Source organism: Cupriavidus sp. 86D6 (assembly GCF_057815095.1).
In genome coordinates this window covers 728,742-747,802 of sequence record NZ_JBYPSB010000001.1, presented here as the reverse complement: position 1 = coordinate 747,802, position 19,061 = coordinate 728,742, and the positions used below count along the sequence as shown (strand labels likewise).

The 19,061-nt window shown below is 67.5% G+C and carries 15 protein-coding genes and 1 tRNA gene; 13 read left to right on the top strand and 3 right to left on the bottom strand.

The window, feature by feature from the left end:
- From bcsZ to AC3G88_RS03405, 12 genes are all read left to right on the top strand, one after another.
- The gene (gene bcsZ, locus AC3G88_RS03460; RefSeq protein ID WP_488770438.1) at positions 1-1,179 is read left to right on the top strand and encodes a cellulose synthase complex periplasmic endoglucanase BcsZ; all 1,179 of its coding nucleotides are present in this window, start codon (positions 1-3) and stop codon (positions 1,177-1,179) included.
- Positions 1,161-4,955: a cellulose synthase subunit BcsC-related outer membrane protein gene (locus tag AC3G88_RS03455; RefSeq protein WP_488770439.1), complete on the top strand. Its 3,795-nt coding sequence runs from the start codon at positions 1,161-1,163 to the stop codon at positions 4,953-4,955. The genes bcsZ and AC3G88_RS03455 overlap by 19 nt, the downstream gene beginning before the upstream one ends.
- Before the next feature lie 26 nt (positions 4,956-4,981).
- Positions 4,982-6,799 (top strand): cellulose biosynthesis protein BcsE, encoded by a 1,818-nt coding sequence (bcsE, locus tag AC3G88_RS03450; protein WP_488770440.1) that lies wholly within the window; start codon positions 4,982-4,984, stop codon positions 6,797-6,799.
- Positions 6,800-6,801: 2 nt separating this feature from the next.
- A complete protein-coding gene (locus tag AC3G88_RS03445; RefSeq protein WP_400392254.1) occupies positions 6,802-6,999 on the top strand; it encodes a hypothetical protein in 198 nt (65 codons plus the stop codon).
- Complete coding sequence (gene bcsQ, locus AC3G88_RS03440) at positions 6,996-7,778, top strand: cellulose biosynthesis protein BcsQ (RefSeq protein ID WP_488770441.1); 783 nt, start codon at positions 6,996-6,998, stop codon at positions 7,776-7,778. The genes AC3G88_RS03445 and bcsQ overlap by 4 nt, the downstream gene beginning before the upstream one ends.
- The gene (gene bcsA, locus AC3G88_RS03435) at positions 7,775-10,360 is read left to right on the top strand and encodes a UDP-forming cellulose synthase catalytic subunit (protein ID WP_488770442.1); all 2,586 of its coding nucleotides are present in this window, start codon (positions 7,775-7,777) and stop codon (positions 10,358-10,360) included. The genes bcsQ and bcsA overlap by 4 nt, the downstream gene beginning before the upstream one ends.
- Before the next feature lie 10 nt (positions 10,361-10,370).
- Entirely contained in the window at positions 10,371-11,927 is a 1,557-nt protein-coding gene (gene bcsG, locus AC3G88_RS03430) for a cellulose biosynthesis protein BcsG (protein ID WP_488770443.1), read from the top strand.
- Positions 11,924-12,172 carry a BcsR/BcsP family cellulose biosynthesis protein gene (bcsR, locus tag AC3G88_RS03425; RefSeq protein ID WP_488770444.1) on the top strand — a complete coding sequence of 83 codons (249 nt, stop codon included), beginning with the start codon at positions 11,924-11,926 and terminating at the stop codon, positions 12,170-12,172. Before bcsG ends, bcsR begins: the two co-directional genes overlap by 4 nt.
- Positions 12,173-12,321: 149 nt before the next feature.
- On the top strand, positions 12,322-13,569 hold the full coding sequence (locus tag AC3G88_RS03420; RefSeq protein ID WP_488770445.1) for a SpoIIE family protein phosphatase: 1,248 nt from the start codon (positions 12,322-12,324) through the stop codon (positions 13,567-13,569).
- 30 nt (positions 13,570-13,599) lie between these two features.
- Positions 13,600-14,172 (top strand): SiaB family protein kinase, encoded by a 573-nt coding sequence (locus AC3G88_RS03415; protein ID WP_488770446.1) that lies wholly within the window; start codon positions 13,600-13,602, stop codon positions 14,170-14,172.
- 25 nt (positions 14,173-14,197) lie between these two features.
- Complete coding sequence (locus AC3G88_RS03410) at positions 14,198-14,587, top strand: DUF1987 domain-containing protein (RefSeq protein ID WP_066735760.1); 390 nt, start codon at positions 14,198-14,200, stop codon at positions 14,585-14,587.
- A gap of 32 nt (positions 14,588-14,619) precedes the next feature.
- The gene (locus AC3G88_RS03405) at positions 14,620-15,336 is read left to right on the top strand and encodes a GGDEF domain-containing protein (protein ID WP_400392267.1); all 717 of its coding nucleotides are present in this window, start codon (positions 14,620-14,622) and stop codon (positions 15,334-15,336) included.
- Between the two features lie 42 nt (positions 15,337-15,378).
- On the opposite strand, the gene AC3G88_RS03400 is transcribed toward AC3G88_RS03405, so the two are convergent.
- The gene (locus AC3G88_RS03400) at positions 15,379-15,534 is read right to left on the bottom strand and encodes a hypothetical protein (protein WP_153945394.1); all 156 of its coding nucleotides are present in this window, start codon (positions 15,532-15,534) and stop codon (positions 15,379-15,381) included.
- A 100-nt stretch (positions 15,535-15,634) separates the two neighbouring features.
- Between AC3G88_RS03400 and AC3G88_RS03395 the strand changes: the two genes are divergently transcribed.
- Positions 15,635-16,645, top strand: a complete 1,011-nt coding sequence (locus tag AC3G88_RS03395) for a hypothetical protein (RefSeq protein ID WP_488770447.1) — start codon at positions 15,635-15,637, stop codon at positions 16,643-16,645.
- 153 nt (positions 16,646-16,798) lie between these two features.
- Here the strand turns inward: AC3G88_RS03395 and AC3G88_RS03390 are convergent.
- Both AC3G88_RS03390 and AC3G88_RS03385 read right to left on the bottom strand, forming a co-directional pair.
- Positions 16,799-16,889: transfer RNA gene (locus AC3G88_RS03390), tRNA-Ser, on the bottom strand.
- Between the two features lie 99 nt (positions 16,890-16,988).
- Positions 16,989-19,040: a VC_2705 family sodium/solute symporter gene (locus AC3G88_RS03385; protein WP_488770448.1), complete on the bottom strand. Its 2,052-nt coding sequence runs from the start codon at positions 19,038-19,040 to the stop codon at positions 16,989-16,991.
- Positions 19,041-19,061: the final 21 nt, after the last annotated feature.

Sequence of the window (19,061 nt, the reverse complement as noted above, 5' to 3'; positions counted from 1 at the left end):
ATGCGGCGGGCACGGGCCTGGCTGCGGCGCGCCTCCCTACGCTGCGCCATCGCCTTGGCGATGGGCGGCGCGGCCCTGTCCGCCGTGGCGGCCCAGTGCCAGTGGACCGACTGGGACGCCTTTCGGCGCGACACCATCAGCCAGGATGGCCGCGTGATCGATGCCAGCACCAGCCAGCAGGCCACGGTGTCCGAAGGGCAATCCTACGGGCTGTTCTTCGCGCTGGTGGCCAACGACCGCGCCACCTTCGACAAGCTGCTGGCCTGGACCGAGAACAACCTCGCCCAGGGCGACCTGACGGCCCGCCTGCCAGCATGGATCTGGGGCAAGCGCACCCAGGGCGAACAGGCCGGCACATGGGGCGTGATCGACCCGAATCCCGCGTCGGATGCCGACCTGTGGATCGCCTACGCGCTACTGGAAGCCGGCCGGCTCTGGAACGAACGGCGCTATACGGCGCTGGGCACACTGGTAGCGCGGCGCGTGCTGCGCGAGGAAACGGCCGTCCTGCCGGGCCTGGGCCGCACGCTGCTGCCCGGCCCGACCGGCTTTCATCCCGCGCCCGATATCTGGCGACTGAATCCGAGCTATGTGCCGCTGCCCGTGATGCGCCGGCTGGCGGCCGTGCTGGGCGCCGAGGACGGCGCCTGGAAAACGATGGCCGACACCTCGGCGCGGCTGATCGTCGATACGGCGCCGAAGGGCTTCTCGCCGGACTGGGTTCTCTACCGCAAGGGCCATGGCTTCCAGCCCGATGCCGAGACCCGGGCAGACGGCTCGTACAACGCGATCCGCGTCTATCTGTGGGCCGGCATGACCGCTGCGCGCGATCCGTCGCGGACGTCGGTCCTGCACGCATTCCGCCCGATGGCCGACTACGTGGCGGCCCACGGCCATCCGCCCGAACACGTCGACACGCAGGCCGGCACCTTCGGCCCCAATGCCGGCAACGCGGGCTTCTCCGCCGCCGTGGCGCCGTACCTGGCCGCGCTGGGGATGGGCGATGCCGCCCGCGCCCAGGCCGCGCGCGCCCGCACGCTGGCCGCGCAGCCCTCGTTCGGCTACTACAGCCAGGTGCTGGCGCTGTTCGGCCTGGGCCATCTCGACGGACATTTCCGCTTCGAAGCGGACGGCACGCTGGTGCCGGCATGGAAAGCCACATGCCCCGCAACGCGCTAGCCTCCACGCTGGCGCTGTTGCTGGCCAGTTCCGCCATGCCTGCCCTTGCCGCAGACCCCGTCCCCGCCACGCGCGCCGCGCCTTCGCCCCAGATGGCGCAACTGCTGGCATCGGCGCGGATGTGGGAATCCAGGAACCGGGCCGACATGGCGCGCGGCATCCTGGACAAGGCCCTGCTGATCGACCCGAACCAGCCCGAGGCCTTGAAGCTGCTGGGCCTGATCGAGATCCGCTCGAACCGGCCGGCGGAGGCCGAGAAACTGCTCAGGAAGCTGCGCACCGTGGCGCCTGACAGCCCGCAGACGCAGGAGCTTGAAGACGCCTACCGCATTGCCACGCGCGACAAGCGCGAAATGGCCAATGTCCGGCTGCTGTCGCGCAGTGGCCAGGACGACGAGGCGGTGCAGCGGCTGCAGAAGCTGTTCCCGCGCGGCGCCCCGTCCGGCAGCCTGGCGCGCGACTACTATCGCATTCTGGCCGGCACGCCGGCCGGACGCACGCGGGCCATCGCCGAACTGCGCCAACGCTCGCGCGCCAACCCGAACGACATGCAGCTGAAGCTTGCGCTGGGCGACCTGCTGACCGATCGCGAGGCCACGCGCCAAGAAGGGATCGCGCTGCTGTACGAGGTGACGCAACGCCCCGAAGGCGACCGTGCCACGGCGCTCGATATCTGGCGGCGTACGCTGTACCGCGTCAACGAGGACCCTGCCTACTACGTCTGGTTCGAGCGATACCTGAAGGAGGCGCCCGACGACAAGGCCGCGCAGGACACGCTGGCCGCGCTGGGCAAGAAGGTGGCGGCGCAGAAGCAGCTCGAGGCCGACCCGGCCTACCGGGCCAGGCAGCGCGGGCTGGCGCAACTGGAGCGTGGCCAGCTCAAGGAGGCCGACATCGCGCTGCAGCAGGCCTACCAGAAGCGCCGCAACGATGCCGAAGTGGTGGGCGGCCTGGGACTGGTGCGCCTGCGCGAGGGCCGCCACGACGAGGCCCGCGAACTGTTCACGCGCGCCAACCAGATCGATCCCGCCAACAAATGGCGCAGCCTGATCGCCACGGCCACGTTCTGGGGCACGGTGGCCAAGGCGCGCGAGGCGAACCGGCAAGGCAAGCCCGCCGAGGCCGAGCAACTGGCCCGCCAGGCACTGGCCCAGCAGCCGGACAACGAGGACGCGCAGAACATCCTCGCCGAAGCCCTGGTCGCGCAGAGCAAGAACCGCGAGGCGGAAACGTTGCTGCGCCAGATGCTGGCGCGGCCCAAACCGGACGTCGGCGCGCTGCGCACGTTGGTGGGCATCCTGCAGAAGGAAGGCCGCGATGCCGAAGTGGCGCCGCTGATCGCCAGCCAGGCATCGCGCATGAAGGGCTCGGAAGCCGAACTGCGCGCCATGCGGGCAGACCTGCTGTCGGTGCGCGCGGATCAGGCGCTGGCCCGGCAGCAGCGCAGTCCCGCCATCCGCGACCTGGAGGCGGCCATCCGCCTGCGGCCCGACGACCCATGGATGCGCTTTACGCTGGCGCGCGTCTATCGCGACCTGGGCCTGCCCGCGCTGGGCCGCAGCGTCATGGACGACGGCATGCGCGCCGCCCCCGGCAACGAGATGCGCTATGCCAGCGCGCTCTATCTGAACAGTGTCGATGACATCGACGCGGCGGCCGCGACGCTGGCCGCCGTGCCCGAGGCCAGCCGCTCGGAAGGCATGCGCAACCTGGCCCACAACCTGGCCGCCCAGCAGATGCTGCGCGATGCGCGCCAGCGTGTGGCCGAGGGGCGCGACGACGAGGCGCGCCGGCTGCTCGACCAGGCGGCCGTGGAAGCCCGGGACGATCCGCATATGCTGGCTTCGATCGGCCGCGAATGGATTGCGCTGGGCGATGCCGACAAGGGCCTGCGCCTGGTCAGCGACTGGCTGGCTGCCCATCCGGATGCGCCCAATCTCGATATCCGCCTGCGCTATGGCGAACTGCTGGCGGCTGCCGACCGGGACGACGCCCTGCGCCAATGGATCGCCGAATCGACCGCCCTGCCCGGCATCACGGCCGAACAGCGCGCCGACTTTGCGGACCAGTCGTTGCGGCTGGCGCTGCGCGAGACCGATCGCCAGATCGAAGCCGGCGACCTGCGGCGCGCGCAGCAGGTGCTGTACGCGGTGCCGGCCGAACAGCAGGCCGACCGCCGCTGGCTGCTGGAACTGGCGGACCTGCGCCAGGCCGGTGGCGATTACAAGGGCGCGGCCGACGCCGCACGCCAGGTGCTGGCCACGCAGCCGCACGACGCCGGCGCCCAGCTTACGCTGGCCCGGCAGTACGAAGGCATGGGCCAGACGGCCCAGTCGCTCGACATCGTGCGTACGGTGCTGGCCGAAACCCCGGAAGACGACATCGACACGCGGCTGTCGATCGCGCGCCGCTTCACCGCGATGCGCCATGAGGACGAAGCCGCGCAGGTGGTGGACGATCTGGACGCACGCTACCCGGGCCGCGCGGACATCACCGTGCAGCGCGGCCGCATCGCTCAGTCGCGCGGCCACTTCGACGCGGCCGCTGGCATCTATCGCGCCGCGCTGCCGCTGGAGCAACGCGAAAGTGTGCTGCCCGGCCCCGAAGGCACGCCGGCCCAGCGCGCGCTGGCCGGGCTGGAGGCGCGTCGCCAGGGCGAAGTGGCGACGGCCGTCATGCAATCGAACAAATCGGGCGACGACGGCATCTCGCGGCTGCATGCCACCGAGATTCCGCTCTACGTGCGCGTTCCGCACGGGTACGCGGGCCACGCGTTCTTTCATGCGGACACCGTGCTGCTCGATGCCGGCACGCTGCGCGGCGGCGCGCCGGCCAGCAGCCTGGCGTTCGGCAAGATTCCCGCGCTCGGCAATGCCGGGCTGGGCAATATCGGACAGACCGACAAGGGCGTGGCGCTGGCGGCCGGCTACGAATACGACGGCGCCTACAACAGCTGGCGCGCCGATATCGGCACCACGCCGCTCGGCTTCCTCGAAAGCACGGTGGTCGGCGGCTTCCGGTACCGGGCCGACCTGGGCGTGCAGTCGGTGAGCGTCGATGTCTCGCGCCGCGCGCAGACCAGTTCGCTGATCTCGTACGCCGGCGCGCGCGATCCGGTCACCGGCGAGCATTGGGGCGGCATCGTGCGCAATGGCGTCCACCTGCGCTACGCGCGCGACGTGGGCCGCCTCGGGCTGTTTGCCGACGTCGGTGCCGGCCTCTACACTGGTGACAACGTCAAGACCAACCGTGAAGTGACGCTGCGGACAGGCTTCGATGTGCCCGTCTACGCGAAGCGGGACCAGCGCGTGACCAGCGGGCTGGTCTTCAACTGGTGGCACTACTCGGAGAACCAGCGGTTCTACACGTTTGGCCACGGTGGCTACTACAGCCCCCAGCGTTATGTGTCGGTCGGCGTGCCGCTGGACTGGACCGGCCGCTACGCCAGGTGGTCGTGGCGCCTGCTGGGGTCCGCCGGCTGGTCATGGACCTATGAGGATGCGGCCCCGTTCTTCCCGACGCGGCCCGACCTGCAGGCGCTGAGCGGCAATGCCACCTATGGCGGGGGATCGGGCGGCGGGTTCAGCTACACGCTGGGCGCGACGATCGAATACACGGTGGCGCCGCACTGGGTGGTGGGCGCCGGCTTCTCGATCGACCGCTCGCGCGACTATGCACCGAATCGCGCCATGGCCTGGCTGCGCTACCTGTTCGACAAGCGACAGCTGCCGGTACCATTCCCGCCAACGCCGGTGCGGCCATATTCGGCCTACTGAGCGGCACCATGAGCCAGGGACCCGCAATGAATGACGCCGTACGCACCTCCGCCCCACCGCGCACCGCGCCGCCGCGCACGCCGCTGACCGCGCGGCTGCACGCCCGGGCAACGCTGGCCATCGAAGGCCTGGCCCCTGCCCTGGCCACGCTGGCACCGGGCCGTGCGCACGTGGTCTACGCGCGGCCATCCCCGGCACGCGATGCGCTGTTCTGGCAGACCGCCGCCGCCGCGCTGCGCGGCCCCGCCTGCGTGCTGTCCACCCGCGACGCCGGCAACATCGCCGGTGCGCTGCGCGAGCATGGGCTGGATATCGAGGTGAACCGCGCGCTCCACGCGCGGGCCAACCTGTGCGCGCTGCGCCCGGCCGCCGGCCGTACCGGCATCGACGCGCTGATCGAAGCCCTGGACGCCCTCGTCGAGCAGTGCGGCGCGCGCGGCACGACCTTCCTGCTGGAAGGCGCGGAAGCGTTCTTCACCTGGCACGACGCCGCCGCACTGGCCCATGAAGGCGTGCGGCTTTGCGAATGGTGCGCCGACGAACGCTGCGCGCTGCTGCTGGTGATGGCGCCGCCGGCCGCGGCCGAGGGCCAGCCGGCGCCAGACCTGCACGGCTTTCATGGCCGCTTTGCCGGCGCGGTGCAGCTGTCTCAGCAGCAAGGCCAGTACACGTGGGAAGTGGCCTTCTGGCGCGACAACCAGGCGGTGGTGGCCGGCGAGGTGCTGCGCCTGCGCTTCGCGCCCAACGAGCATCGGCTGATGGTGGCATCGGACACCTACAGCGACACGATCGAGGAAGCCGGCATGCTGGCGCCCGACGAGCAACGGGTGATCGTCAGCCGCGAGGCGGTGCTGCGCGAGCGGTATATCCCCGAGGACTGGCGCGTGGTGGACAGCAACGAGGCCGCCGTGGCCACCGCCAGCAAATCGGTGGCGGCCACGGTGGTCCTGCACTACGCCGGCATGCGCGACCTGGAGAATCTGGCCGGCCAGGTGCACCGGCTGCGCCGCAGCGCCGGACGCGCTCTCAAGATCGTGATCCGCGAGGACCGCGAAGCCATGCGCCAGCACTATGAGCTGCTGATGCTGAACCTGGGCGCCAACGCCGTGGTGGCGCAACGCACGCCGTTCGCACGCATGCAGGCCATGATCGACGGGCTGCAAGGCCAGGTGTTCTCGCGGCCGATCCTGGCCGACTATCACAACGCCCTGTCCGCCGTGCTGACCACCACGGCCAGCGGCTACGTCACCGCGTCGACGTTTATCGCGCTGGTGCGCGACGCCGTCGAGCGCAGCCGCATGATCCGGCTGCCGCACGTGCTGCTGGAGTTGCCGCTGCTGCCCGAGGTGGCGCATATCGACGCACTGCGCGCCTGCCAGATGAGCCGGGCCGGCGACCTGTGCACGGCCGGCAGCGACAGCGTCTATGCCTTCTTCTTTGCCTGCCGCATGGACGATGTGGACGCGGTCTGCCAGCGCGTGTTCAAGCGCCCGATGGCCGATCTGTTCCAGGGCGACCTGCGCAGCGGCGACAACGAATCGATTGCCGCCGAGCTAGCCCGGTTCGAGGCCGAGATTGCGGCACTGCCTCCGCCCGACTACAGCACCTGGCTGCCGGCGCAACCGATGCCGCGAGGCCAGGCGGAAGACGCCTCGCCCGGCGCGTCGGGGCAGCCGGCACCGGCAGACCCTGCAGCGGCGGGCGCGACCGGCCTCTCCATCGCCCCTCCGACGGAAGCCGCACCGGTCACGCTGCCCTTGATGGCGCCGCGGCGTGCCGGCCCGGGCGCCGCCCCCCGTGCGCTGCCGGAACATTATCCGGTGCCCCTCAAACGTCAGGACTGACCATGGCTACCTTTCTCGGCTATTTCATCTGGGGACTGATCCTGGCCGCGCCGCTGGCCTGGCTGACCTGGCGTTTCGACCTGCTGCGCTGGCTGCCGCGCTGGAGCGCGCCACGTCCGCGCCGGGCCGTTCGGCTGCCGCCGCAACTCGATGCGCTGGTCATCCGCGGCAAGCGCCAGTCCGGCGGAGGACGCCGATGAGCACGCCAACCCGGACGGAAGCCGCCACCATCGCCATCGTCTCCACCACCGGCGGCGCGGGCCGCAGCACGCTGACCGCCGAACTGGCGTCGCTGCTGACCTGGCGCAAGCATCCGGTGCTGGCCGTGGAGTGCGATCCGCGCAACGTGCTGGGTTTCCACTTCGGCATGCGCGATATCCCGGCCGACGGCATCGGCGCGCACCTGCACGATGCCTCGCCCTCGGCCTGGGCAGCCAGCGGACAACGCAGCGACGACGGCGTACTGTTCGTGCCATGGGGCGACAGCGCGGAGCTGGGCGCAATCGAGCGATTGGCCGCCAACTGGCTGGCGCGCCGGATCGAACAGGTGGACTTGCCGCCCGGCAGCGCCATCTTGATCGACACCGCGCCGTGGCCGTCGGCGTATGCCAACCAGGCCATCGACGCCGCCGACCTGGTGCTGGTACTGGTGCCGGCCCAGCCGGAAACCTGCCTGACGCTGCGTCGCCTGACGGACAGCCTGGAGGCGCGCGGCAAGACCGCGCACTACGTGGCCACGCGGCTCCAGCCGGCGCGCCAGTTGCATGTCGATATCGTGGCCATGCTGCAGGCCACGCTGGGCCAGGCCATGCTGCCCTACCACGTGCATGAAGACAGCAGCGTGCCCGAAGCCCTGGCGCGCAGCGAGTGCTTCAGCCGCAGCACGCCCCATTCGCAGGCCGCGCACGACCTGAATGGGCTGGCATCGTGGCTGTCGGCGTGGATCGAATCGAACGCGCCGGCCGGGAGCCCCGCATGACCGCGCGCCTGCCACGGCTTCGACAGTGGATGGCGTCGGCCCGCCAGCGGCTGGCACGCGAACTCGGCGTGGGCACTGGTACCCATCCGTTGCCCCATGCCGGGGACTGGCTGCTGCGCCTGTTCTTCCGCCCGCCGCGTCCCGGCAAGCCCGACATTCCTGCGGAGTGGGCCACGCTGATCTACCGGCGTTCGGTGGCGCGGCTTGGCATCGGCAAACGCCCATCCGCCGGCACCTGGGTGTGGCGCCTGTTCGTGCGTCCCCCAAAGCCGCGCGTGCGCCTTGCCGCCGACCCGCGCAAGCAGCGCGCCCCCGTGGCGCCCGAACGCACCGGCTGGCTGCGCCGATGGATGGATCGCGTGCTGGAACCGCTGTGGCATGCCGCGTCGCGGCTGCGGCACAAGGTGCTGACGCACCTGCCGCGCCCCGACTGGAATCGCGTGGCCTATGTCACGGAGGCCGTGTCGGCGCGCGTGGGCCGCATTCCGTTCGTGCTGCCGGTGTCGCTCGTGCTGGCCGCCATCGCCGCGCTTGCCGTCAGCACCACGCCGCTTCGCCTGGAGGACCAGGTTCTGCTGTTCGCCGTGGTCTGGCTCGTGCTGAGCGTGGTGCGGCGCGTACCGGGGCATCTGGCCACCATCACGATGATCGCCATCTCCACGCTGATGGCGGGCCGCTACATCTGGTGGCGATCCACCCAGACGCTGCAGTTTGCCAGCGCCATCGAGGCCGCAGTCGGCTACGTGCTGTACGCAGCCGAAATCTATACGTGGATCGTGCTGGCGCTCGGCTATCTGCAGACGGCCTGGCCGCTGCACCGCAAGCCGAAGGCCCTGCCGGCCAACCCCGACCAGTGGCCGACCGTGGATGTCTTCATCCCGACCTACAACGAGTCACTGAGCGTGATCCAGCCGACCGTCTACGCCGCGCGCAGCATGGACTGGCCGGCGGACAAGCTGCGCGTCTTCATCCTCGACGATGGCCGCCGGCCGCAGATCCGCGCCTTTGCCGAGGCCGCCGGCGTGGGTTACCTGACGCGCACCGACAACCGCCACGCCAAGGCCGGCAACATCAACGCGGCGCTGCCGAAAACCGACGGCGACTACATCGCCATCTTCGACTGCGATCACATCCCCACGCGCTCGTTCCTGCAGATGACCATGGGCGAGTTCCTGTCCGATCCGAACTGCGCGCTGGTGCAGACGCCCCATCACTTCTTCTCGCCCGATCCGTTCGAGCGCAACTTCGACACGTTCCGCCGCGTGCCCAACGAAGGCAGCCTGTTCTATGGCCTGATCCAGGACGGCAACGATTTCTGGAACGCCACGTTCTTTTGCGGGTCGTGCGCGGTGATCAAGCGCGGCCCGCTGCTGGAGATCGGCGGCATTGCCGTGGAGACCGTGACCGAAGACGCGCACACGGCGCTGAAGCTGCACCGGCGCGGCTATAACAGCGCCTACCTGCGCACCGTGCAGGCGGCGGGGCTGGCCACCGAAAGCCTGTCGGGCCATATTGGCCAGCGCATCCGCTGGGCGCGCGGCATGGCGCAGATCTTCCGGCTGGACAACCCGATGCTGGGCCGTGGCCTGAAGTTCTTCCAGCGGCTGTGCTACAGCAACGCGATGCTGCATTTCTTCTACGGCATCCCCCGGCTGATCTTCCTGACCATGCCGATCGCCTACCTGTACTTCGGGCTGCATGTGATCAATACGTCGGCACTGCTGATCATGGCCTACGTGCTGCCGTACCTGCTGATCGCCAACATCACCAACTCCCGCCTGCAGGGACGCTTCCGGCATTCGTTCTGGGCCGAGGTCTACGAGTCGGTGCTGGCGTGGTACATCGTGCTGCCCACCACGGTGGCCTTCATCAACCCGCGCGCGGGCAAGTTCAACGTGACGGCCAAGGGCGGCCAGATTGCTGACGACTACCTGGACTGGACGATCTCCAAGCCGTATCTGTTCCTGCTGGCGCTGAACGTGATCGGCCTGGGCGCGGGCATTGCCCGGCTGCTGTTCTGGGGCACCGAGGAGCCCGCCACGGTGCTGATGAACATGGCGTGGGCCCTGTTCAACCTGATGATGCTGGGCGCGGCCATTGGCGTGGCGCGCGAGGCGCGCCAGGTGCGTGTGTCGCACCGCATACCGATGCGCGTGCCCGCCACGCTGCTGCTGCCCGATGGCCGCACGCTGGCCTGCAAGACCGAGAACTATTCGATTGGCGGGCTGGGCGTGGTGCTGCCCATCGACGTGCCGCTGCAGGAAGGTGCGCGGGTTGGCGTGTGCCTGTCGCGCGGCCCCCGCACCTATCATTTTCCGGCCGTGGTCACGCGCAACGTGAACCGGCATCTGGGCGTCCGGATGGAAGACCTGACGATGGCGCGCGAAACGCAGCTGATCCAGTGCACGTTCGGCCGCGCCGATGCGTGGGTCGACTGGCTGGACGACGAGCGCGTGGACGCGCCGCTGCGCAGCCTCAAGGAAGTCATGGAGATGGGCTACCAGGGCCTGCTGCGGCTCTACGACGCCCTGGTCGATGCCGTGGACCTGGTCATGGCGCGACGCCGTTCGCGCCAGCCCTGATCGAGACAACATGGGACTCTGGAACCTCTACTTCCTCGCCAAGCTCTACCTGTTCCACACCGGGCAGATGAAGCCGATATGGCTGCTGAACCTCCTGTTCGCATTGCTGCTGGTCATGCCGATGGAGTCGCGCCCGCTGCGGGTGATCCGGCAGGTGCTGGCCATCGCGGTGGGAGCGGCGCTGGCATGGCGCGAATCGACGCTGCCGCCGTTCGAGCGCGTGATCTCGCAGTTCGCGAACATCCGCGCCTTCACGCCCGCCTATCTGATGGAACTGCTGCAGCGGCTGGTGACGATCCAGATGGTGGTGGCCGTGCTGCTGGCCCTGGTGATCTTCCTGCTGCTCAACCGCTGGCTGCGCACCACCACGTTCGTGCTGATCGCCCTGTTCGCGATGCCGTTCTGGTATGGCCTGGGCGTGACGCTGCCGGGCCGGGGCGCAGCCGTGGCGCAGGCGGCCAACAGCCCGCGCGCGGACATCAACGCCACCAACAACTACGACGCCATCCTGACCGCATTCCGCGAGCAGGAGGCGCAGCGCACGGCTACGGTGTCGCCGCTGACCGCCAGCCCCGACGCGCAGTTCGACGTCATCGTGCTGCATATCTGTTCGCTGTCGTGGGACGACCTGGATGCGGCCAGGAGCCTGAACCACCCGCTGCTGTCGCGCTTCGACTACCTGTTCAAGAACTTCAGTTCGGCGGCCAGCTACAGCGGCCCGGCGGCCATCCGCGTGCTGCGCGGCGCGTGTGGCCAGGCGCCGCACAAGAACCTTTACGACCCCGCCCCGGCCGAGTGCCACATCTTTGCCGATCTGGCGCAGGCCGGCTTTACGCCCCACGTGCTGATGAACCACGACGGCCGCTTCGACAATTTCCGCGGCTTTGTCGACAAGGAGATCGGCATGCCGGGCGTGCAGCCGGAAGCGACCGACGGCGTGCCGGTGGCCATGCGCGCGTTCGACGATTCGCCGGTACTGGGTGACTTCGACACGTTCGACCACTGGTACAGGCAGCGCCTGACGCGGGACAAGACGCCGGTGGCGTTGTACTACAACACCGTGACGCTGCACGACGGCAACCGGCTGCCGGGCAAGCGGCTGACCAGCCTGGAGTCGTATCCGCTGCGGCTCAAGGCGCTGCTGGACGACGTGGACAGGATCATCGACACCATCGCCAAATCGGGCCGCAAGGCCGTGGTGGTGTTCGTACCCGAGCATGGCGCGGCGCTGCGCGGCGACAAGAACCAGATCTCGGGCCTGCGCGAGATTCCCACGCCGAACATCATCCATGTGCCGGTCGGCGTCAAGCTGGTGGGTCTGCCCGGCACCGAGACGCCCCAACCGGTGACCATCGACGCGCCGATGAGCTTTCTGGGGCTGTCGCAACTGGTGTTCAATCTCGTGGCGGACAGCCCGTTCCGGCAGGGCGCGCCGGCGCTGTCGCACTATTCCGACGACCTGCCGCAAACCCAGATGGTCGGCGAGAACGAAGGAACGATCACGATGAAGCGCACCGACGGCTACGTGGTGCATACGCCCGACGGCGTCTGGGTGGAGCAGAAATGAGCGCGCGTCCGATTACCAAATCCATCACCTCGCGCAAGGCGGCCATCGCCTACAACGACATCGACGCGCTGGCCCAGAAGGTGGACGGCTTTGACGGCCGCCACTACTTCGACCAGCAAGGCGAGGTGGAAACGGCCGAAGCCGCGCAACGCTGGCCGCTGCTGGCGCGGGTGTTGGGGCTGCCATCGCTGCCCCGGCGCGCCGCCGCGCCCTCGCTTTGCGCATCGCGAAACGACGGCACTTGATACTGCATTGCGCGCCATTTAAAACCGCTAATGCCGCCACCCCTCGCGAGTAGGGCCTTAAGCCTTGATTTGAAAGGCTTTTCGTCACGGATTCGACATAATGGCCGCCTAGACTCGGGGCCATTTTCCAATTCCCCGCTCGCTCCGTCATGTCCGGATTTCTGGTGGATTCTCCTGCTGCGCGACCGCGCTTCCGGCAGCCGTGCGCGGAGGATCTTGCCGTGTCCACGCCCTCGGTCACCACTGACCATACGAACCAGGACGTGCTGGAAGTCTTTGCGCTGCACCGGGAACTGGCCTGCCTGCCCGTCACCGAGCAAGGCCGGCCCATCGGCCTGATCAACCGGTCGATCTTCCTGTCGCAGATGAGCAAGCCGTACCACCGCGAGCTCTACAACCGCAAGAGCTGTATCGCGTTCATGGACAAGGAGCCGCTCGTCGTCGACGCCGAGATGAGCATCGACGCCCTGACGTTCCGCACAGTGGAATACGGCGAAAAGGCGCTGGCCGACGGCTTCATCGTGGCCCGCGCCGGCCAGTACCTGGGCCTGGGCCACGGCCTGCAGCTGATGCGCGTGGTGGCCGACATGCAGGCCGAGCGCAACCGCCAGATCATGCACAGCATCGACTACGCCAGCACCATCCAGCGGGCCATGCTGCGCACGTCGCGCGAGACCCTGGCCGCCACGCTGGCCGATGCCGCGCTGGTCTGGGAGCCGCGCGACGTGGTGGGCGGCGACTTCTACCACTTTGCCGCCTTCAAGGATGGCTGGTTTGCCGCGCTGGCCGACTGCACGGGCCATGGCGTGCCGGGCGCCTTCATGACGCTGATTGCGTCGTCGCTGCTGAGCCAGGCCCTGGAGCAACTGGGGCCGCGCGACCCCGGCGCGCTGCTGATGGCCGTGAACCGCGGCATCAAGCAGATGCTGGCCCAGACCGGTCGGGAACCACGGCAGACGCCGGACGCATCCGAATCGGACGATGGCCTGGACGCCGCATTCTTCTGGTTCGACAACGCCACGCGGCAACTGACATTTGCGGGCGCGAAGTCGGCGCTGTTCGTGCTGCAGCCCGGCGACACCGAGGGGGCCATGATCAACGGCGCCCGCATGGGCGTGGGTTACGTGGACACCGCCATGGACTACGTCTGGCACAACAGCGCCGTGCAGACGCAGACGGGCACGCTAGTCTTCGTGACCACCGACGGGCTGATCGACCAGATCGGCGGCCCCAGGGAAATTGCTTTCGGCAAGCGCCGCATGCGCGAGGCGATCTGCGCGCAGCGCGACGCATCGGCCACGCGGATCAGCGACGCCGTACTGGACGCGCATCGCACATGGCAAGGCGAACAACGCCGCCGCGACGACCTGACATTCTTCTGCTTCCGTGCGCAATGACATCCGACCTGCGCACCCTACCGCTTGCCCATGACCGCCGCACAATCGATTGACAAGGAATATGAGCCGTTCTTCCAGATGGCTCGGGAACGCAACGTGATTTTCTACTACGTCGGCTATTTTTCGCAGAACATCATCGCCGCCATGTCCGATGCGGTGCGACTGCAGCTTACCGTGAGCGGCGTGGACGGCACCACGCGGCGCAAGCTGTTCTCGTCGTTCGTGGAGATGGCGCAGAACATCGTCCACTATTCGTCCGACTCGCTGACGTCGCCGTCGCAGCCGGACGGGCAGCTGCGCCACGGCTCGGTCTGCATCAGCATGGTGGACGAGCACTACCGCCTGATGTGTTCGAATCCGGTATCGTCCGCCCGCGTCGAGCAACTGCGCGGCACGCTGGACAAGGTGCGGACCATGACCCTGGATGAAATCAAGCGCGCCTACAAGGAAACGCTGCGCGCCGATGCCCCCGAAGGCAGCAAGGGTGCCGGGCTTGGCATCCTGACGATGGCGCGCGACGCGAGCGCACCCCTGGAGTACAACTTTCAGCCGATCGACACGGACCCGGTCTCGACGATGTTCCAGCTCGTCGCCACCATCTGACCCCGGCCGATCGCACCGAACCGCCATGGAAAACCTGTTCATCGCCGCCACGCCAAGCTCGCCCGAAGTGAGCTTCGACTTCGCGCGGCACACGCTCTCGCTCAAAGGCGAGTCCTACCCCGAGAATGCCGCCGTGTTCTACGGCGAGGCGATCAGCCGCCTGCGCAAGTACCTGGCCGACTGCGACGACACGGACGTGACCGTGAACGTGGCCCTGACGTACTTCAACAGCTCGAGCACCAAGATGCTGTTCAGCATGTTCGACGCCCTCAACGAGGCGGCCGAGCGCGGCAACCACGTGACGCTGCACTGGTTCCACGACGAAGACGACGACACCATCCTGGAGTTTGGCCAGGAACTGCACGACGACTTCCCCGCCATCGACTTCATCGACGAAGTGACCACCAGCAGTTGAACGCGCCGCGCGACATGCCCCCCGCCGCAGCCATGTCGGAACCCGACCTGTTCGAATCGGAGAACAGCGCCCTGGCCCATGCCAAGGCCGTGTTCTGCGACGTGGACGCCGGGGAGGAAGCCTATCGCCATACGCTGGGCCAGCTGATCAGCTATTACGAACGGCTGATGCGCGAGACGCGCCGCCTGATCCGCCGCAGCGATCGCGAGGAGCTGGAAATGAACCGGCTGAACCACCGGCTGCAGGAACTGGCCCAGGAACTGGAGTATCGCGCCACGCACGATACGCTGACCGGCGCCCTGAACCGCGGCGCCGTGATCGACCGCGCCACCGCGGCGCTGGCGCGCGGCAGCCTGGCGCTGATCGTGCTCGACATCGACCACTTCAAGCGGCTCAACGACGATTTCGGCCATCCGGCCGGCGACACGGTGATCTGCGGCGTCACGGCCTGCCTGAAGGACACGGTCCGTGCCGAAGGCGCGATCGGCCGCGTGGGCGGCGAGGAATTTGCCGCGCTGCTGCCCGATGTCTCGATGGACGATGCGCTGGAGCTGGCCGAGCGGATGCGCTGCGCCATCGCCGGCCACGGGTTTCCGTCACCCGTGAACCGCCAGGTGACGGCCAGCTTCGGCGTGAGCTGGTCAGCCCAGGGCCGCACATTCGAACACGCCTACGGCCGCGCCGACGAGGCCCTGTACGAAGCCAAACGCAGCGGGCGCAACCGCGTGGCCTGCGCCATCACGGCCTGAGCCGATCCACCGGCCCGGCGCCCGCCGCCGCCTGCCCGATTTCTATTGCCTGATCCGCTCCGGGTGCGTGGCGTAGTACGCCAGCACCAGCGATGCGGTGAACGCCATGCCTGCCACGGCAAAGGCAATCAACGTCGGCATGGCAAAACCCCGGCTTTCCTTCGACATGCGAACCTCCTTGAATGGACGTTCTTGCATGGTAGGCGTCCTCGCCCCACTTTGCGAACTGTCTTATAGCGATTACCCGCACGATGGCCGACAGTCGAGGTTGAACATTTTTCAACCGGAGGCCTCAGGCATGACGCCCAGACAGCAAAGACACCGCTCACGCTCCAAAAGACACCGCAACGTCCGCGACGGTGGGATCCTGCGCGGCGAATTTGATGCCAACGTTCGACGGCTCGACGAACGCATGAATCGCATGTTCGCCAAAAGCGACGAACGGTACAGAAAGGAGTGCGAAGCACGCGACGAGCGGCTCAGGAAGGAATGGCAAGAACGAGATGAGCAGCGCAGGAAGGAACGCCAAGAACAAGAGCAGCAGCGCAGGAAGGAGCGCGAAGCACAGGACGCGCAGCGCAGGAAGGAACGCGAAGAACAGGACGCGCAGCGCAGGAAGGAACGCGAGGAATATGACGAGCGGCTCAGAAAGGAACGCGAGGAACAAGACGAGCGGCTCAGCAAGGAACGCGAAAAGCGGAAACAAGAATATGAAAAGCAGTGCAAAGAACAAAGCGAACGGGACAGAAGGGAAGCCGAGAGGCGCATTGAAGAATCCAACCGGCGGACCGACGCGCTGTTGAAGGGCATGGATGAACGCTTCGCCGCGCAGTCCCGTAGCCTGGAGCAGCGGCTCGCCATCGAGCTGAATAACTTCCGCGAAATGATGGCCGTCAATTTGCGTAGCATGGACAAACGCATCGACGACATGAAGGAGCAATTCACGGCCCAGACGATGGCGATACGCGAGGACGTCGTGGAAATCCGCAGGGAATCGAAACTGCTGCGATGGAATATCTGGATCGCGGCCTGCACGACAGTCCTGGGCGTGGCGGGCGCGATGTCTGCGATGAACTCGGTCATCATCAGCGCATTCGAGTCGGGGCGCGGCGCGTCGGCGGCGGTTGCCCGGCGCGCGACGCCGCCTGCAGCGCCACCCGCAACGCCGCCCAGCCCCGCGAACATGACAAATCTGTCACCCGGTAACACCCAGAAGCCAGCCGCATCGTCGGACGTTAGCACTCACACGCCCCTCCACCGTAGGGAAGACGCCGGAGATACATTAAAAGACAATCGGTCTCAGTCATGATTGACCCCATGACATTTCACCCGGCCCGCTCGCCCCCGCGCAGCGGGCATTTTTTTGGGCGAATACTGCCGAGGACGTCCCGTCCGGATGTGGCACTCGGCGGCGGCGCAGGAGCGGAAACGACGATGCCCGCTGGCGCGGGCATCAGAATTCTGGCGGAGAGAGGGGGATTCGAACCCCCGATAGGCTATTAACCTATACACGCTTTCCAGGCGTGCGACTTAAACCACTCATCCATCTCTCCGGGAAGTCCGCGATTATAGCAGAGCAGGCGCGGGTGTCCAGCAGCGATACGCCGGATGATGCCAAAACCCGCCGGACGCCTCCAGGCGTGACATGGCCCCTACCCCTTCCTCAAATAATTCACCAGCCGATCGATCACCGGCGCGTTCCTGGGTGTGATCAGGCTGACCAGTATGGCGGCCGCGAAGCCGGCCGGGACGCCGAATGCTCCGGACGCGATCGGGTCCACGCCGAACCATCGGTTGCCGAAAATGCCGGTCATGCGGGTGAAGAACGGGTAGTTCACGAAGATGTAGTAGACCGCCACGGCAAGGCCGGTCGCCATGCCGGCGACGGCACCGGCGGCTGTGGTACGGCGCCAGAAGATGGCCAGCACCAGCACCGGGAAGAAGCTCGATGCCGCGAGCGAGAAAGCCGCGCCGACCAGGAACAGGATATTGCCGGGCCGTAGCGATGTGACGTATGACGCGAACAGCGCCACGCCCAGCAGCACCACCTTGGCCGTGGTCACGCGGCGCTGATGGGTCGCCTGGCGGTCGATCATGTGGTAGTAGACATCGTGGGACAGCGCGTTGGCGATGGTCAGCAGCAGTCCATCCGCCGTCGACAGGGCCGCGGCCAGCGCGCCGGCGGCGACCAAACCGGAAATCACATAGGGCAGGCCGGCGATTTCCGGCGCGGCCAGCACGATCATGTCGGGCTGGATCAGTATCTCGGCCCATTGCACGATGCCGTCGCCATTCATGTCGCGGATGCCGAATACCGGCGGATCGACCTTGCGCCATTGCACCACCCACTGTGGCAGTTCCGCGTACGGCGTGCCCACCAGGTGCTGGAAAAACTCGACCTTGACCAGCGCCGCCAGCGTCGGCGCCGACACATAGAGCAGCGCGATACAGAACACGGCCCACGCCACGGAATTGCGGCTTTCCTTGACAGATGGCGTCGTGTAGAGCCGCGTCAGGATATGGGGCAGGCTGGCCGTGCCGACCATCAGGCAAAACACCAGCAGCACGAAATTGAGCCGGCGCGTCTTGCGTTCCTGCTCCGACGCCGCGGGATACGGCTCGGTCGATGGCGTGGAAGGCTGGCTGCGCGCCAGGGCTTCTTCCCGCTGCTGCGTCCACTGCTGCAGGGCCGCCGCGGCATCTTCGGGAAACGCCTGCCGTTCGCGCTCCACCGTCTTGATCTCGCGCAGCGGCGCATTGCGGGCGCGCAGCTCCAGCAGGCGCGCATCGAGCAGTTGCCGCTCCTCGTTGAATGACATCGGCAGCCGGGCAATGCGATCCTGCAGGTCGATGGCCTGCTGGCGGAAGATCTCGCGCACCTGCTGTTCCGCGGGATCGCGATCGAGCCGCTTCTCCGCAGCGTCGATCTGCTGGAGCAGGCCGCCATAGCTGACCTGCGGCAACACCTGGTGGTGGTGCTTCCAGGCAATCAGCGACACCGCCAGCAGGAACGCCACGATCAGCATGATGTACTGGGCCACCTGCGTCCACGTCACGGCGCGCATGCCGCCCAGAAACGAACATACCAGGATGCCGGCCAGGCCGAAGAACACGCCCACCGCGAATTCCACGCCGATAAAACGCGTGACGATCAGCCCCACGCCCTGGATCTGGGCCACCAGGTAGACGAACGAACATAGCGATGCCGCCAGTACGGCAATCGCCCGCACGGGGATATTGCCGCCCGGCTTGCCATTGCCATAGCGCGCCGCCAGAAAATCGGGAATCGTATATCCGCCATATTTGCGGAGATACGGCGCCAGCAGGAATGCCACCAGGCAGTAGCCGCCGGTCCAGCCCATCACATAGGCCAGCCCCTCGTAGCCTGACGCGAAAATGATGCCGGCCAGGCCGATGAACGAGGCGGCGCTCATCCAGTCCGCCGCGATGGCCATGCCGTTGAACATGGCCGGCACGCGCCGGCCCGCCACATAGTATTCGTTGAGATCCGAGGTGCGGCAGATCAGGCCGATGCACGCATAGATCGCGATCGTGACGAACAGGAACACGTAGCCCAGCCAGAGCGCATCGGCGTTCGAATGCTCGAGCAGGCCCATCATGCCGACGAAGCCGAACAGGCCGAGCGTGAACAGGCCGTAGTACAGCATCAGCCGGCGGCGAAAGCGCGACTGGGTGTCTGGCATCAGCGCAACGATAAGTGGGAA

Coding starts and splice junctions, on each gene's coding strand:
- bcsZ (WP_488770438.1), top strand. CDS start 1: ATGCGGCGGGCACGGGCCTGGCTGCGGCGCGCCTCCCTACGCTGCGCC.
- AC3G88_RS03400 (WP_153945394.1), bottom strand. CDS start 15,534: ATGCAAGAACGTCCATTCAAGGAGGTTCGCATGTCGAAGGAAAGCCGG.
- AC3G88_RS03415 (WP_488770446.1), top strand. CDS start 13,600: ATGACCGCCGCACAATCGATTGACAAGGAATATGAGCCGTTCTTCCAG.
- AC3G88_RS03405 (WP_400392267.1), top strand. CDS start 14,620: ATGTCGGAACCCGACCTGTTCGAATCGGAGAACAGCGCCCTGGCCCAT.
- bcsA (WP_488770442.1), top strand. CDS start 7,775: ATGACCGCGCGCCTGCCACGGCTTCGACAGTGGATGGCGTCGGCCCGC.
- AC3G88_RS03445 (WP_400392254.1), top strand. CDS start 6,802: ATGGCTACCTTTCTCGGCTATTTCATCTGGGGACTGATCCTGGCCGCG.
- AC3G88_RS03420 (WP_488770445.1), top strand. CDS start 12,322: ATGTCCGGATTTCTGGTGGATTCTCCTGCTGCGCGACCGCGCTTCCGG.
- AC3G88_RS03385 (WP_488770448.1), bottom strand. CDS start 19,040: ATGCCAGACACCCAGTCGCGCTTTCGCCGCCGGCTGATGCTGTACTAC.
- bcsR (WP_488770444.1), top strand. CDS start 11,924: ATGAGCGCGCGTCCGATTACCAAATCCATCACCTCGCGCAAGGCGGCC.
- bcsE (WP_488770440.1), top strand. CDS start 4,982: ATGAATGACGCCGTACGCACCTCCGCCCCACCGCGCACCGCGCCGCCG.
- bcsQ (WP_488770441.1), top strand. CDS start 6,996: ATGAGCACGCCAACCCGGACGGAAGCCGCCACCATCGCCATCGTCTCC.
- AC3G88_RS03455 (WP_488770439.1), top strand. CDS start 1,161: ATGCCCCGCAACGCGCTAGCCTCCACGCTGGCGCTGTTGCTGGCCAGT.
- AC3G88_RS03410 (WP_066735760.1), top strand. CDS start 14,198: ATGGAAAACCTGTTCATCGCCGCCACGCCAAGCTCGCCCGAAGTGAGC.
- bcsG (WP_488770443.1), top strand. CDS start 10,371: ATGGGACTCTGGAACCTCTACTTCCTCGCCAAGCTCTACCTGTTCCAC.
- AC3G88_RS03395 (WP_488770447.1), top strand. CDS start 15,635: ATGACGCCCAGACAGCAAAGACACCGCTCACGCTCCAAAAGACACCGC.